Genomic DNA, 14,433 nt, shown 5'->3' with positions numbered 1-14,433 from the left:
CAATAACACCCCCTTCGGCCTTAATTGTGCATATATCTTTACAAAAAAGCTGGTCTGACAGCTGTCTACTGCCGTATTATGCCATTATCAACAGGTTTCGGGATGTGTCGCTGTTATGCGTTTAGAAATTCAATGTCAAAACCGCTTGGGGCTTGCCCAGGAAGTATTAAATATTCTGGTGGGCTACCAGCTCGATTTACGGGGTATTGAAGTAGACCCTTCACTTAATCGGATGTACGTGTCGTTTCCGACCGTTAATTTTGAAAGATTTCAGGAGTTAATGGCTAAGATCCGGCGTATTGCCGGAGTAGTGGACGTTAAAACTACCGCATTTTTGCCATCCGAACGAGAGCATAATGAACTGACCACCTTGCTTAAAACGTTACCCGATGGCCTTATTGCCATTGATGTAAAAGCCAATGTTACGATAATTAATGATGCGGCACTGGACGCGTTGTCAGTAGCCCAGCACGATATTGAAGGCCAGTCTTTGCAGAGCATGGTTAAAGGGTTTAATTTCCAACGCTGGTTGGAAAATGACGAGGTATTAGCTCAAACCCGTCGTTTTGAAATCCATGGGAAACGGTTTATCGCTGATATTTTACCGGTAATGGTTCCAGATGAAACTGGCCATCAAATTTTGGCTGGTGCGGTAATAAATTTAAAGTCTGAGAGCCGTTTAGGTCAGCATATGGTGGCTTTTAAAAAGGGTGATCAGGAAAGTTTCAATACTTTGCAGGCCAACAGTAACCTGATGCGAAAAGTGGTTCGGGAAGCTAAAAAAATGGCTCAGCTGGATGCGCCTATTCTTATTATGGGTGAAACAGGTACTGGTAAAGAGCTGCTGGCGCGCGCCTGTCATGCGGCTGGTAGTCGGGTTGGTAAACCCTTTTTAGCGGTAAATTGTGCATCGTTGCCCGATAACGTTGCCGAGTCAGAATTGTTTGGTTATGGCGCAAATGCCTTTGCTGGCAGTGCTGAGGGTAAAAAGGGTATTTTTGAGCAAGCTAATGGTGGTAGCGTATTTCTGGATGAAGTCGGTGAGATGTCGCAACAGTTGCAGACGAAGTTAATCCGCTTTTTGCAGGATGGTAGTTTTCGGCGGGTGGCAGATGAAAACGAAGTGAAAGTGGATGTGCGCGTTATTTGTACTACCCAAAAAGATTTACCTGGCATGGTGCAAGAAGGTCGCTTTCGGGAAGATTTATTCTATCGGCTTAACGTATTAACCTTAACATTACCGCCACTGCGTGATCGTAAGCAAGATGTGGTGCCGCTAGCAGAGTTCTTTATTGCCCGGTTTGCTGCTCGTCTTAATCGTAAAGCACCTAGGCTAACGGAAAGCTGTGGCCAGTTTCTGCAACAATACCCATGGCCAGGTAATGTTCGGCAGTTGGAGAATGCACTGTACCGGGCCGTGACCTTGCTCGATGGTTATGAACTGGAAAAAGATCATTTGCAATTGCCCAGCTACACCAGTGACTTTGGTTATTTAGAGCAGGATTTTGACGGTACGCTGGATGAGGCAGTAAAACGCTTTGAAGCTAACTTATTGCGTAAGCTATATCCGGCTTATCCAAGCTCACGCCAGTTAGCAAAAAAGCTTGGCTTAAGCCATACCGCCGTCGCCAACAAGCTGCGGGATTACGGCATTAACCGCAAGACTGTAAAAATATAATTACAGCCTGTAGCATTAAGTTTACTCTATATGGGCTGGCAGGCTTACCTGCCGGCCTTTATATTGACATAAATGTAATGCTTTAGCTTTTGTACTTAAATGTGTACGATTTTTCCGGCGTGGGTCCAGACGATTACTGCTAGGTAGCCTCTTCCTTTTTTTGTTGGTAAGCGCATGATAGCGTCCACATTTGTTGTTTGGAGCGTCTCTTAATGCAAAATACTAAAAATACTATTAATCCACTGGGTACAGATGGTTTTGAGTTTGTTGAATACACGGCGGCTGATGCTGAAGGTATTCAAAAACTGAAAGACTTATTTAGTTCTCTGGGCTTTACTGAAGTAGCTAAACATCGCTCAAAACAAGCCTGGCTATACAAACAGGGTGATATCAACTTTATTATTAATGCCGAACCTAACTCTCAGGCTGAAGAATTTGCCCGTTTGCATGGCCCATCAGTTTGTGCAATGGCCTTTCGGGTTACCGATGCTGCTGCAGCCTTAAAGCATGCACTGGCTAATGGCGCTAAAGAGTATAAAAATCAGATTGGTCCAATGGAGCTCAATATTCCTGCCGTGTATGGTATTGGTAGTAGCTTACTGTATTTTGTCGACCGCTACGGTGCCAGCTCAGTTTATGACATTGATTTTAAGTATTACGCTAACTGGCAAGTTGAAATGGCTAAGCATAGTGTTGGTTTGGAAGTGCTTGATCATTTAACACACAATGTCATGCGCGGCAATATGAACCTGTGGGCTGGTTTCTATGAAAATATCGGCAATTTCCGTGAAATCCGTTATTTTGATATTGAAGGCAAACTGACCGGTTTGGTTTCTAAGGCAATGACTGCGCCTTGTGGCAAAATTCGTATCCCAATTAATGAATCCTCGGATGATAAGTCACAGATTGAAGAGTTTATTCGTGAATATAAAGGCGAGGGTATTCAGCATATCGCACTGACCTCTGACAATATTTATGAAACGGTGCGAACGCTACGCAGCCGGGGTATGGACTTTATGCCAACGCCGGAAACCTATTACAACAACGTTAACGACCGAGTTGAAGGCCACGAAGAAGATCTTGAGCAAATGCGTGAATTACGCATCCTGATTGACGGTGCACCAATGAAAGACGGTATTTTACTGCAAATTTTTACTAAAACGGTGATTGGCCCGGTATTCTTTGAAATTATTCAGCGTAAAGGCAACGAAGGCTTTGGCGAGGGCAACTTTAAAGCTTTGTTTGAGTCTATCGAAGAAGATCAAATTCAGCGCGGAGTGTTAAGTAATGCGTAAATGGGCATCTTTTCCGTTAAAGGAAGGCGATGTATCACGACAGGCGCATGCTGATTTTCCTGAGCAAGCTATTTATGAGCGGGAAACGGGTCGAAATGGTTTTTTTGGCCCGGCAACACATTTTCATCATACTCATGCGCCAACGGGCTGGAGTGACTGGCAGGGGCCACTAAGGCCGCACCTGTTCAACTTTAATGACATTGGGCTGGATAACACTGAATCGCCGTGGGCGGTGCCGGATTTGCTGTTTAATAGCCATTGCAAAATGCGGACGTGGCGCCTTAGTGATAGCATGAGTAAACTAGCACGTAATGCTGATGGCGATGAGTTGCTGTTTATTCATGAAGGCAGTGCAGAGTTGTACTGTGATTATGGCCATATGACACTGCGTGATGGTGACTATGTTGTTATCCCACGCTCAACGATGTGGCGCTTGGTGCCGAAAGAGCCGATGTTTATTTTATTGGTTGAAGCGACCAATGACAGCTACCAGCTGCCAGAAAAAGGCTTGGTAGGCAACCATGCGATATTTGATCCTGCCATGCTAGACACGCCAAAGATTAACCCGCAATTTAAAGCACAGTACAGCGAGCAACGCTGGCAGGTTGAAGTGAAACGCCATGGTCAGGTGTCTGTCATTACCTACCCTTATAATCCACTCGATGCTATTGGCTGGCACGGCGATTTAACGGTAATGCGCATAAACTGGCGGGATATAAGGCCGTTGATGAGTCATCGCTATCATTTGCCACCATCAGCACATACCACTTTTGTGGCGCAGCGCTTTGTCGTATGTACCTTTGTACCACGGCCAATTGAAAGCGACCCCGGGGCGTTAAAAGTGCCATTTTTCCATAATAATGATGATTATGATGAAGTGCTGTTTTACCATGCCGGTGATTTTTTCAGTCGTGACAACATAGAAAAAGGCATGGTGACATTTCATCCGGCGGGCTTTACTCATGGCCCACATCCCAAAGCTTTTGCTGCCGGCCGTGAGCATAAAAAGAAGTTTACCGATGAAGTGGCAGTAATGCTGGATACCCGCGATGCTTTATCATTTGGCGAGGCGGCACTGGCTACCGAAAACCCCGATTATGTTAATAGCTGGAAAACCGCACCCTAAGTTTGGGCAAGTTAAGGATTGATATGAAGTTAGCAAGTTTAAAAAACAATACCCGCGACGGTAAGTTAGTCGTCGTTAGCCGTGATTTAAGCCGCTGCGTGGCAGTACCTGCCGTGGCGGCAACCTTGCAGCAGTTACTAGATAATTGGGATACTTTAGCCAGCAAAGCTAATGCCGTATATCAGGCGCTAAATAGCGGTAAGGTAGCAGGTGAAATAGCGTTTGATTCATCGCAAGCGGAATCGCCGTTGCCGCGTGCTTATCAATGGGCCGATGGCAGCGCTTATGTTAATCATGTCGAGTTAGTGCGCAAAGCGCGTAATTCCGAAATGCCGCCAAGTTTCTGGACTGATCCGTTAATGTACCAAGGTGGCTCTGACGATTTTATTGGCCCCCGTGACCAGATTGAAGCGATCAGCACAGAGCATGGTATTGACTTTGAAGGTGAAGTGGCTGTTATTACTGATGATGTACCTATGGCGACTAGTCCTGAGCAAGCGCTGCAGAAAATACGTTTGTTGATGCTGGTTAACGACGTGTCGCTGCGCGGGTTAATTCCCAACGAACTGGCCAAAGGCTTTGGCTTTTTTAACGCAAAACCTGCCTCCAGTTTTAGTCCGGTAGCCGTGACGCCTGACGAGCTGGGTGACAAGTGGCAAGATGGTCGCCTGCACTTACCGTTGTTATCCACTTACAATGGTAAAGCCTTTGGTAAGCCCAATGCTGGTGTCGACATGACCTTTAACTTTGGCCAGTTGATTGCTCATGCTGCTAAAACTCGCAATTTGGGTGCTGGTGCGGTAATTGGTTCAGGCACGGTGTCGAACAAGCAGGGTACCGAATACGGTACTGCCATCGCCGAGGGTGGTGTGGGTTATAGCTGTATTGCCGAGATCCGGATGATTGAAACCATTCGGGATGGTAAACCATCAACCGCCTTTATGCAGTTTGGTGATAGCATTAAAATGGAGATGCTGGATAGCGATGGTCAGAGTATTTTTGGTGCTATCGACCAGCAAGTGGTGCAATATAAAGCTTAACTACGTTCCCAGCAGCAGCGGGTTCTAAGTGCTAAAGGTAATATTATGAAACTTTATAGCTATTGGCGCTCTTCTGCTGCCTACAGGGTGCGTATTGCACTGAACCTGAAGCAACTAAGCTTTGAGACAATACCTGTGCATCTGCTTAAAGATGGTGGCCAACAACATAGCGCTGAGTATCAGCAGCTTAACCCCAATCAGCTGGTACCGATCTACGTTGATGGCAAGCTTAGTTTGAATCAGTCACTGGCTATTATTGAATACCTCGACGAAATGTATCCGGAACCGGCATTACTGCCAGAAAATATTGCTGCTAAAGCTCAGGTGCGCTCGTTAGCGTTAGACATTGCCTGTGACATGCATCCGTTAAATAATTTGCGGGTGTTGCAATACTTAACTGGGCCATTGGCTCTGAATGAACAGCAGAAAATAGCCTGGATCCATCACTGGTTGCATACTGGCTTTGGTGCCCTCGAACAGCGATTGCTGAAAACTGCCGGTGAGTTTTGTTATGGTGACAGTGTTACTTTGGCTGATGTGTGTTTGGTGCCGCAAATGTACAACGCGTTGCGGTTTAAGCTTGATACGCTGGAATATCCAACCATAAGCCGGGTTTATCATCATTGTCAGCAATTGGCAGGCTTTGCGCTGGCAGCGCCCGAGCAACAAAGTGATGCGCAATTATAGTGATGCCCAATTATAGTGATGATTAAGTCTGGTTATAATGAATAAAATAATGATGACGTATAGTAATGGCTGAATTAAAGCCTGTTGCAAAGGCCAAACATAAAGCACTACTTACCATGCCCCAGCGTCTTGTAAACCGCACCTTGGTTTATATTGGTTTGTTTGGTGTGGTATTTCAATTAAGCGCTGCCTTGTACGCGCTGTGGCATGGCGTTCAACTACAAAGCTATTGGTTTATGACGTTGTTAGCACCACTGTTATGTATCGGCTCAGGTAGCTTGCCGGCGCTGCAGTTGCAACGCGAACCAGATTAACTTACCTGACAGTTCCACTTACTTAACCTCTTCTTGTACTTTAATATTGGGTAATTTAAACATACCCTTAATTTCTAGCCGGGCAATGCCCTCATCGTTAAACACAAAATTAATCTGGCCCGGACCACGGTCGAAGCGGTAGCGGCCACCGTCATAATGTAAAATGAAGTTACCGCGGCCGTCTTTTAGTGACGGATCCTGAGTTAAGGTTAATTTAAAACCACTTATGTCGTAATCAAATCCGCTAATGGGGGCATTAATAAAATCGTGCACCCAGACTTCATCTTCATTTTGTAAGATCAGTGCCAATGAATATTTTTGCGGTAAGCTGCTAACCGTCAGGCTTTGCTTACCCGCAGTAAAATGAAATTCACCGTCTTGGCGAATATAGCTAAAACCATATTGCAGCGGCACGTTATTGCCATTTTGCAATGTATAACTGCCATTACCCATAAGTTGAAATTGAGCAAAAGCCGGCAGGCTAAACAACAAACTGATCAAGATGATCCACGTTTTCATTTCGTTGCTCCGTAATACAGTGTGAATAAGTATAACCAATTACACTTGAGTGACATTAACAATCAGCTTTAGCTGCTCGCCAGGCTGTAAATATTGCTCAGTATTAATGTCATTCCATTTAATAATTTCAGCAACTGACACACTAAAGCGCTGGGCAATTCGTGCCAACGAGTCACCTTTTCGCACCTTATAGTTAACCGTGCGGGTAATTGCGCTGCTGATATTGCTATCGCTACCATGCCACATCACCAGTTTCTGACCTGGTTTTAATGGATCGCGCTGCACCATGCCATTCCATTTAGCTAAGTCTGCCACGGTTACTTTACTGGCTCGACTAATGTCCCATAACGTATCACCACTTTTTACAATGTACTCGGTTTTAATGCTACCGGCAGGACGATTTTGTGCCTTGGCAATACGATTGCGCTTGCTAAGTTCATAGCTATTTGCAGCCTGTGCAGACACGGGGATTAATAAATGCTGACCAATATGGATAGTATTGCCGCTAAGCTTATTAAGCCGGCCGATAGCATCAATGCTGGTTTGATATTTGCTGGCAATTTTACCCAGCGAATCACCAGCGTTAACGGTATAGCTTTGCCATTGCAACCGGTCTGCGACCGGTGTTTGTGCCAATAATTTACTGAAGTTATCAGCCTTAGCCAATGGCAGTACCAATTGATGCGGACCTTCCGGATCGGTTGCCCACTGATTAAAGCCAGGATTTAAAGCTTGTAGCTCGGCGACACTAAGTTCAGCTAAATCTGCGGCTATGGCCAGATCAATCTGACCATCAATGGGCACTATGGTAATTTTGGGTTCATTAGCAATAAATTTCCAGACAATATCAAAATCATCTGGTCGCTTTAAAATATCAACCAGTGCTAAAAGTTTAGGCACATAAACGGTGGTTTCAGCTGGTAAATCCAGTGACCAAAAATCGGTAGGCAGCCGTCGCTTTTTGTTGGCAAGAATAGCCCGGCCAATCCGGCCTTCGCCAGCATTATAGGCCGCAATAGCATTTAACCAGTCGTGTTCTAGGGTATCGTGTAAATACTGAAGATAATCCAATGCTGCCCGGGTTGATTCAACAACATCACGTCGGCCGTCGTACCAGAAATTTTGTTTCAGGCCAAAGCGTTTGCCGGTAGCGGGCATAAATTGCCACATGCCTGACGCGCGGGCATGTGAATAAGCAAAAGGATCAAAGGCGCTTTCAACAATCGGCAATAACGCCAATTCTAGTGGCATATTGCGTTTTTCAAGTTCCTGCACAATATAATATAAAAACGGTTGTGCTCTATTCGACACCCGGTCAAGAAGGCTCTGATGCTGACTGTAGAAATTACGTTGTTCAACAATTGGCCGAGTTTGCGGCACGTTGAACGTAAGTTGTAGTTGAATACGTTGCCATAGGTCTTCTAATTCGGTGGCATCAAGCGGTACTAACTGTTCCGGCGGATTATCGCCAAGCCACAATCGATTGGCAATATCTTCAGCGCTAGCACCCGATAACTTAACCGACGTCGTCTTTTTTTTAATGATTTCTGTAATTTCCGGAACGGAACCTGTGGTGCCGACACAGCCGCTAAGCAGCGCAACTAACATGACGGCAGAGATTTTAAAAAGCATTAATTTATTCCGCACAAAAAAAATGTATGTTACCTGTTCAAAGCCTGATTGCAAGTCAGGATTTAAACTGATCTTTCATTGAACGCAGCCGGGTAAATAAGCCAAGCGAAGTATCTTCTCGATAGTGTTGTTGCAAGCCTTTGTTTTCACATCGTAAAAACGGGTTTACCTTTTTTTCGTTGCCTAAGCTTGCGGGCAGGGTTGGTTGGCTGGACTGGCGTAATTGCAGACAGAGTTGCTGGTATTGAATTAACGCATGGTTTTCAGGTTCGATACTTAAGGCAAAACGTAAATTGGCCAGGGTATATTCATGCGTGCAATACACTTGGGTGTTATCTGACAGTGCTGCCAGTTTCTGTAAAGAGTGATGTAATTGCGCCGGGCTACCTTCAAATAAACGGCCACAGCCAGCGCTGAATAAAGTATCACCACAAAATAAGTAAGGTGCAGTGTAAAAGCCAATATGGCCCAGTGTATGGCCCGGTAGCTCCAGCACCTGAAATTGATAGTTAAAAGGGGTAAGTTCGATAACATCTCCTTGCCTGACTTGCTCAGTCAACGAGGTTATTTTTGCCTGTTCGGCTGCGGGCCCAATAATTCTGACGTTGGGGTAAGCCTCTTGTAATTGGTTGATACCGCCGGTATGGTCTGGATGGTGATGTGTCACCAAAATAGCATACAGGCTTTTTTGCTGTTGTTGCAAATAGTCCAATACTGGTTTAGCGTCACCGGGGTCAACGACCACGCAAAAAGGGCTGGCAGGCTGACTCAGACACCAAATATAGTTATCCTCAAAGGCAGTTAGCGGGCTTATTGTCAGCATCAGATCCTCTCTTAACGTTAAAGCAGGCATAACTTTATCATGAAACCGGCATTGAACGAAAACGAACCGCAAGTACCGGCCAGTTGGCAGGCGTTTTTGCAAGGTCCGGCCTTAGCAAAAGCAATTGGTGAGCATTTACAGCCATGGTGGCAGCAAATATTTGGTTATTATTTACTAAAAGTAGGTGATTTGAGTAGCGATCTGGTTTTGCCAGGCTGCAAAATCAAGCACCAGGTGCATTTAGGCAGTACAGATAACGGCAATAGTCATCTAATAGGCTTACCCGATACGTTGCCAATAGATAGCCATAGTATTGATGCAGTGCTGCTGAGCCAGTGCCTGGAGTATCAGAGCGATCCTCACCATATCGTCCGGGAAGCACATCGGGTGCTGATCCCAGATGGATATTTATTATTAACCGGCTTTAATCCATTTAGCTTGTTGGCGCTGGCGGGTTCGGCGCCGTGGTTAAAACAACGTTATCCTTGGCAAGGACGGTTTTTCTCTGCTGGTCGGGTAAAAGACTGGTTACATCTTATTGGTTTTGAAGTGTTATCTGAACAACGTTTTTTTTATGGCAGTATGTTAGTCAATGAATATGCTAATAATAGTATGCAGCGTTTTGCTGAGACCTATCTGAATTATTTTGCCGGATGTTATTTGCTGGTGGCCCGTAAACGTGAGTTACCGCTAACACCTATCCGGCCACGCTGGCAATTAACCCCCGCGTTTAGCGAGGGGGTTAAAGGGGTAAGTGCCCGCAAAGGATGTCGATAACTGTGCAGTGTCAGTGCGGGCATGGCTTGTGCTTATTCGGTAAGCTGCTGTAGCGAGTAGCCTTGCTGTTGTAATAGCGTTAATAGTCCATCTGCGCCGGCAAGATGTAAGGCTCCAACTAAAACCATCGTTGTGTGTTTACGGTTGGTCAGAGCTTGCAGCTGCGGTAGCCAGGCATGATTGCGGTTAACCAGTAAAATGTCATACAGTTGCGGTATTTGCTGTAAATCACCGATAAATAGCTTTTCTAGTTTAGCGCTATCACCAGATCGCCAGGCGTGTTTCATCTCGACCAGTTGGCCTTCAACTTTATGCATGTCTTGCAGAGTAGATTGGATGGTTAAGTTGGCATCAAGCTGATTCATTCCCTCCAGCACCGCCAGGTGCTCATCCACCGTCTCTAATCCCTTAATCGATTTACCTTGCTGTTGCGCCAACTGCATATAATGCATATCTACTCCGGTTTCAGCGGCACCTAAGCGTTGCATTTCAACACTGGCTAACATCATGGCGGCAAAACCCGGTTTAAAACGGCTGATAGCCGCAACCGGCATATTGCGCTCAGTGGCGTAGGTTTTAAGCTGTTGATAAATCTCAGGCGATAACACTTGCTCTAAGGTTTTTCCATCACTGTAGGTATTTTGTTGCATCATTTTTGTCAGCCCGGCTGGGCTGGTCAGTGCATTTAAGTCGGTTTCAAATAACAACTGACTACTGGTATTAAAGGCGGTGTCGTAAGCGGATGGCAGCGGAAAATCACTTTTGCTAAGTAAGTGGACGGTGCCTGCCAGATAAAAATGATTGCCATCTTTACTGACTTTCCAGACGCTGGCAGCCCAGAGTGAACTGCTAACCAATAATAAAGATAGGCTTATAAACTTAACCAATAAATGCATGGGGTCTCCTTGATTAAAAATTGTGTGTGTTTTGGTGAACACATTAGCTACCACATTAAATCATCAGGGATCTGATAATCGGCATAAGGATCATCTTCGTCTACATTTTGTTGCTTGGTATTTAGCAGCACAATACTACTGGCATCACGCTGCATAATTTTTTCAGCTACTGCGGCCGGGATCAAACAATACTGCTCGTTAAGTTTGGCAATTGCCAGCAAACCCCGGCTGAGCTCATCATGCACTTTTTTAGCCACATACAACTTCTTAACCAATTTACCGTCAACAAAATTAAAGCCCATTTCACCTTTACTGCTAATGGTATTGGTTTCTATCATTTGTTTTACTTGAGCTATTACGGCTTTTTGGGCCAGATCAGCTTGTTTTTGCCGGTTTAACTCGCGATCGCGCGCTACCTGTTCGGCTTTGGCCTGCTGCGCCAATGTTACCGAGCTGCTGTCGATAATATTGTTTTTGCCAGCTTGGGTTTTTTGCTGGTGTTTTTCCTTTTTTACTTTTTTTACTTTTTTGGCATCAGCCAAGCCTGCTTTTAGCAGCTGGTCACGAAACGCATTACTCATTTTGGGCTACTCAGGTTAGGAAGTGAACAAGCGTTATAGTGTACCTTAAGCAATCTTATTAACTCAAATTGGCTAGTTCGGTTATCATATAACGGTACCCCTAGTTGATGAGGTTAATTTTGCCATTTAAAGATTTAGCGTTAGATCCACGCTTATTAAGGTCAGTTCAGCATTTAGGCTTTGATAAGCCTACTGAAATCCAGCAAGAAGCAATACCTGCAGTAATGGTAGGGCGTGATTTAATTGTGTCATCGCAAACCGGCTCGGGTAAAACACTGGCTTATTTATTACCGATGATGCAGCGCTTGTTAAAAAGTCGTGCGTTATCAAAGCAAGATGCCCGGGCGTTAATTCTGGCACCTACCCGCGAATTAGCAAAACAGGTTTATGCTCAGTTGCGGTTGCTGGTTGCCAATACGCCGGTTACTGCAGCGTTAATAGTGGGGGGTGAAAACTTTAACGATCAGGAAAAAATCCTGAAACGCCAACCAACAATCGTGGTGGCCACACCGGGGCGTTTTGTTGACCACCTTGAGCACAAAACCTTGTTTTTACAAGGGCTGGAAATGCTTATTCTGGATGAAGCCGACCGGATGCTTGACCTAGGTTTTTTGCCACAATTAACGGTGATAAACAAAGCGGCTACCCATCGCTTAAGACAAACGCTGCTGTTTTCCGCCACCCTTGACCACGCTGAGGTTGATAATCTGGCGCTGGCACTATTAAAAAACCCCTACCGGGTAGCTGTTGGCGCAGGTTATCAGCCGCATCAGGATATTGAGCAACAGTTTTTTCTGGCCGATAACCTCAGTCATAAAGAAGCTTTACTGACCCACTTTTTAAAGCAGCAAGATATACGGCAACTGATTATGTTTACCGCGACCCGAGCCGATGCTGAGCGCTTAGCTACAGTATGTGAAACAGCGGGCTTATCTGCTGTGGGCTTAAGTGGAAAATTAAGCCAGCAGCAACGTAATAGTGTAATGCAGCAATTTGCTACCGGTAAATTCAAGGTATTAGTTACCACCGATTTAGCGTCTCGCGGCCTTGATTTACTGCAGGTGTCGCACGTTATTAATTTTGATTTACCGAAACACCCGGAAGAGTATGTTCACCGGATTGGCCGAACCGGCCGCGCAGGAGCTAAAGGGCACGCTATTTCGTTAGTTGGACCAAAAGATTGGCCGAGCTTACAGAATATTGAGGGTTTTTTACGACAGGCGATTGAGTTTTCGGTGGTAGAAGCATTGCCCGCGCAGTTTTCAGGTATTGCTGCAGCCCCTAGTCGACCCAAGCTTGCTAAAAAATCAGCCACAGCTACCCACGTTGCTAAAACGCCAAAAACCACAGCAGCAAGTCATAAAAGTAAAGCTGTGCCGTTTTTTGAAGGTGGCGATGATGGTAGTGGCCCGGTTCGTCGCAAAAAATAAATCAGTGGCTGGTTAAATATGCAGCGTTTTTGCTGCTACACTGAGAAAGCTTGCACCGTGTTAATTGGCGTTAAACCCCGATGACAGATGCGAATAAGCCGGTACGGCCTGTTAGGAAATATATTTTCTGCTCGTCTGGTATTTATGTTGACCGCATGATCAGCTTAACTGATAATGCGTTTGAATATTTATCTGCTCGATTACCTGGCCGGTAATATTTAAGTCGCCGTAATTTCGGCAAATTTAGTTAAAGTAAGAGAGTGTTATGTCACAGTTAATTTCTGGTACAGTTAAGTGGTTCAACGAAGATAAAGGTTTTGGTTTCATCGAGCGCGAAGGCGGCAAAGACGTATTCGTTCATTTCCGCGCTATCAATGGCACCGGCCGCAAAACTTTAGTTGAAGGTCAGCGTGTAACTTTTGAAGTTACCGAAGGTCAGAAAGGTCCACAGGCTGAAAACGTCACTGTAACCGGTTAATCTGATAGTTTTTTGTAAAGAGCCGACCAGTGAGTCGGCTTTTTTATTATAGCTTTTCAGCGGTAAAATGAAAAGCAAAGCTGACCTGGGTTAGGTGGTGTAAAACCTAATTGCAAGCCAACCAAACGGACTCCTTGGTGCTGTCGTCGCTGCCAAGCTTGTTGCAGCAAAGGCAAAAATTGCTCTAAGCTCACGCTATTGGCCTGGCATTCCACCGTGGTTTGCCGGAAGTCACTGAATTTAAGTTTCACCCCAATTTTTTGCAGCCCTTGCTCGCCCTGATTAGCCAACCGCAGCTGGAGTTTTGGCCACAAAGACGTCATGGCGCTAACGCAGTCATGGTAGACATCAATATCAGTATCCAAAGTGTGTTCTACACCAACCGATTTGGCATGACGCTCTGTCCGAACCGGGCGTTCATCAATGCCTTTGCTACGTTTTAATAAACTATCGGCCATTGCGCCAAAATGTTTTACCAGAATTGCTAAATCACAGCCGGCAATGTCCCGGCAGTGAATTAACCCCAGCTGCGCCAAGCGTTCAGCCGTTTTACTGCCAACGCCGGGTATTTTCGCCAGTGGTAGTTTTTCAACAAAGCCTGCCACCTCCGCCGGGGTAATCACCAATAAACCATCAGGCTTATTTTCATCGCTGGCTATTTTGGCTAAAAATTTATTAGGTGCAACGCCCGCAGAGGCGGTCAGCCCGGTTTCGGCAAGTATAACTCGCCGGATATCTTCAGCAATAAGAGTGGCGCTGCCATTAAAATGTGCACTATCGCTGACATCAAGAAAGGCTTCATCTAATGATAAGGGTTCTACTAGTGGACTATAACGTTGGAAAATTGCCCGTATCTGCTTACTAACTGTCTTGTATTTTTCCATGCTGCCGGGCATTAAATGCAGTTGTGGACACAATTTAAGAGCCTGACTGGTGGGCATAGCAGACCGAACACCATAAACGCGAGCAGGATAATTGCAGGTTGCTATCACACCACGGTTGTCTCGGCTACCACCAATAGCCAAGGGTATTTTTGCCAGCGCGGGATTGTCCCGCATTTCCACTGCGGCGAAAAAGCAATCCATGTCGATGTGAATAATTTTACGCTGACTGATCATAAATTTTGTTTAACTGTATTAATATACAGCATGATAAAC

The 14,433-nt window shown here is 45.3% G+C and carries 15 protein-coding genes; 9 read left to right on the top strand and 6 right to left on the bottom strand.

Annotated features, from left to right (window positions below):
• Window positions 1-115 precede the first annotated feature (115 nt).
• From tyrR to VT06_RS03300, 6 genes are all read left to right on the top strand, one after another.
• Window positions 116-1,678: a transcriptional regulator TyrR gene (gene tyrR, locus VT06_RS03325; RefSeq protein ID WP_046552850.1), complete on the top strand. Its 1,563-nt coding sequence runs from the start codon at window positions 116-118 to the stop codon at window positions 1,676-1,678.
• Window positions 1,679-1,890: 212 nt separating this feature from the next.
• The gene (gene hppD, locus VT06_RS03320) at window positions 1,891-2,973 is read left to right on the top strand and encodes a 4-hydroxyphenylpyruvate dioxygenase (protein WP_046552849.1); all 1,083 of its coding nucleotides are present in this window, start codon (window positions 1,891-1,893) and stop codon (window positions 2,971-2,973) included.
• Window positions 2,966-4,099 carry a homogentisate 1,2-dioxygenase gene (locus VT06_RS03315; protein ID WP_046552848.1) on the top strand — a complete coding sequence of 378 codons (1,134 nt, stop codon included), beginning with the start codon at window positions 2,966-2,968 and terminating at the stop codon, window positions 4,097-4,099. Before hppD ends, VT06_RS03315 begins: the two co-directional genes overlap by 8 nt.
• A gap of 23 nt (window positions 4,100-4,122) precedes the next feature.
• A complete protein-coding gene (locus VT06_RS03310) occupies window positions 4,123-5,139 on the top strand; it encodes a fumarylacetoacetate hydrolase family protein (protein WP_046552847.1) in 1,017 nt (338 codons plus the stop codon).
• A 45-nt stretch (window positions 5,140-5,184) separates the two neighbouring features.
• Window positions 5,185-5,826: a maleylacetoacetate isomerase gene (gene maiA, locus VT06_RS03305; protein ID WP_046552846.1), complete on the top strand. Its 642-nt coding sequence runs from the start codon at window positions 5,185-5,187 to the stop codon at window positions 5,824-5,826.
• Between the two features lie 65 nt (window positions 5,827-5,891).
• On the top strand, window positions 5,892-6,140 hold the full coding sequence (locus VT06_RS03300; RefSeq protein WP_046552845.1) for a hypothetical protein: 249 nt from the start codon (window positions 5,892-5,894) through the stop codon (window positions 6,138-6,140).
• Between the two features lie 18 nt (window positions 6,141-6,158).
• Here the strand turns inward: VT06_RS03300 and VT06_RS03295 are convergent, their stop codons facing one another.
• Genes VT06_RS03295 through gloB form a run of 3 tightly spaced genes read right to left on the bottom strand, consistent with a single transcriptional unit; the run spans window position 6,159 to window position 9,144 of the window.
• Window positions 6,159-6,659 carry a hypothetical protein gene (locus VT06_RS03295; protein WP_046552844.1) on the bottom strand — a complete coding sequence of 167 codons (501 nt, stop codon included), beginning with the start codon at window positions 6,657-6,659 and terminating at the stop codon, window positions 6,159-6,161.
• A gap of 39 nt (window positions 6,660-6,698) precedes the next feature.
• Window positions 6,699-8,291: a LysM peptidoglycan-binding domain-containing protein gene (locus tag VT06_RS03290; RefSeq protein WP_046552972.1), complete on the bottom strand. Its 1,593-nt coding sequence runs from the start codon at window positions 8,289-8,291 to the stop codon at window positions 6,699-6,701.
• 55 nt (window positions 8,292-8,346) lie between these two features.
• The gene (gene gloB / locus VT06_RS03285) at window positions 8,347-9,144 is read right to left on the bottom strand and encodes a hydroxyacylglutathione hydrolase (RefSeq protein WP_235357347.1); all 798 of its coding nucleotides are present in this window, start codon (window positions 9,142-9,144) and stop codon (window positions 8,347-8,349) included.
• A 9-nt stretch (window positions 9,145-9,153) separates the two neighbouring features.
• Between gloB and VT06_RS03280 the strand changes: the two genes are divergently transcribed.
• Window positions 9,154-9,891, top strand: coding sequence for a methyltransferase domain-containing protein (locus VT06_RS03280; RefSeq protein ID WP_046552842.1), 738 nt, complete (start codon window positions 9,154-9,156; stop codon window positions 9,889-9,891).
• 32 nt (window positions 9,892-9,923) lie between these two features.
• On the opposite strand, the gene VT06_RS03275 is transcribed toward VT06_RS03280, so the two are convergent.
• A complete protein-coding gene (locus VT06_RS03275; RefSeq protein ID WP_046552841.1) occupies window positions 9,924-10,787 on the bottom strand; it encodes a TraB/GumN family protein in 864 nt (287 codons plus the stop codon).
• Between the two features lie 47 nt (window positions 10,788-10,834).
• The gene (locus VT06_RS03270) at window positions 10,835-11,368 is read right to left on the bottom strand and encodes a DUF2058 domain-containing protein (protein ID WP_046552840.1); all 534 of its coding nucleotides are present in this window, start codon (window positions 11,366-11,368) and stop codon (window positions 10,835-10,837) included.
• 119 nt (window positions 11,369-11,487) lie between these two features.
• Here VT06_RS03270 and VT06_RS03265 point away from each other — a divergent pair, with 119 nt between their 5' ends.
• Together VT06_RS03265 and VT06_RS03260 are read left to right on the top strand one after the other, a co-directional pair.
• The gene (locus tag VT06_RS03265; protein ID WP_046552971.1) at window positions 11,488-12,798 is read left to right on the top strand and encodes a DEAD/DEAH box helicase; all 1,311 of its coding nucleotides are present in this window, start codon (window positions 11,488-11,490) and stop codon (window positions 12,796-12,798) included.
• A gap of 265 nt (window positions 12,799-13,063) precedes the next feature.
• Entirely contained in the window at window positions 13,064-13,276 is a 213-nt protein-coding gene (locus tag VT06_RS03260) for a cold-shock protein (protein WP_019674773.1), read from the top strand.
• Between the two features lie 56 nt (window positions 13,277-13,332).
• On the opposite strand, the gene dinB is transcribed toward VT06_RS03260, so the two are convergent.
• Window positions 13,333-14,394 (bottom strand): DNA polymerase IV, encoded by a 1,062-nt coding sequence (gene dinB, locus VT06_RS03255; RefSeq protein WP_046552839.1) that lies wholly within the window; start codon window positions 14,392-14,394, stop codon window positions 13,333-13,335.
• Between the last annotated feature and the right edge of the window lie 39 nt (window positions 14,395-14,433).

This window comes from Arsukibacterium sp. MJ3, assembly GCF_000987765.1.
In the GTDB taxonomy this organism is placed as follows: domain Bacteria; phylum Pseudomonadota; class Gammaproteobacteria; order Enterobacterales; family Alteromonadaceae; genus Alishewanella.
This window is presented reverse-complemented; position numbering and strand designations above follow the sequence as displayed.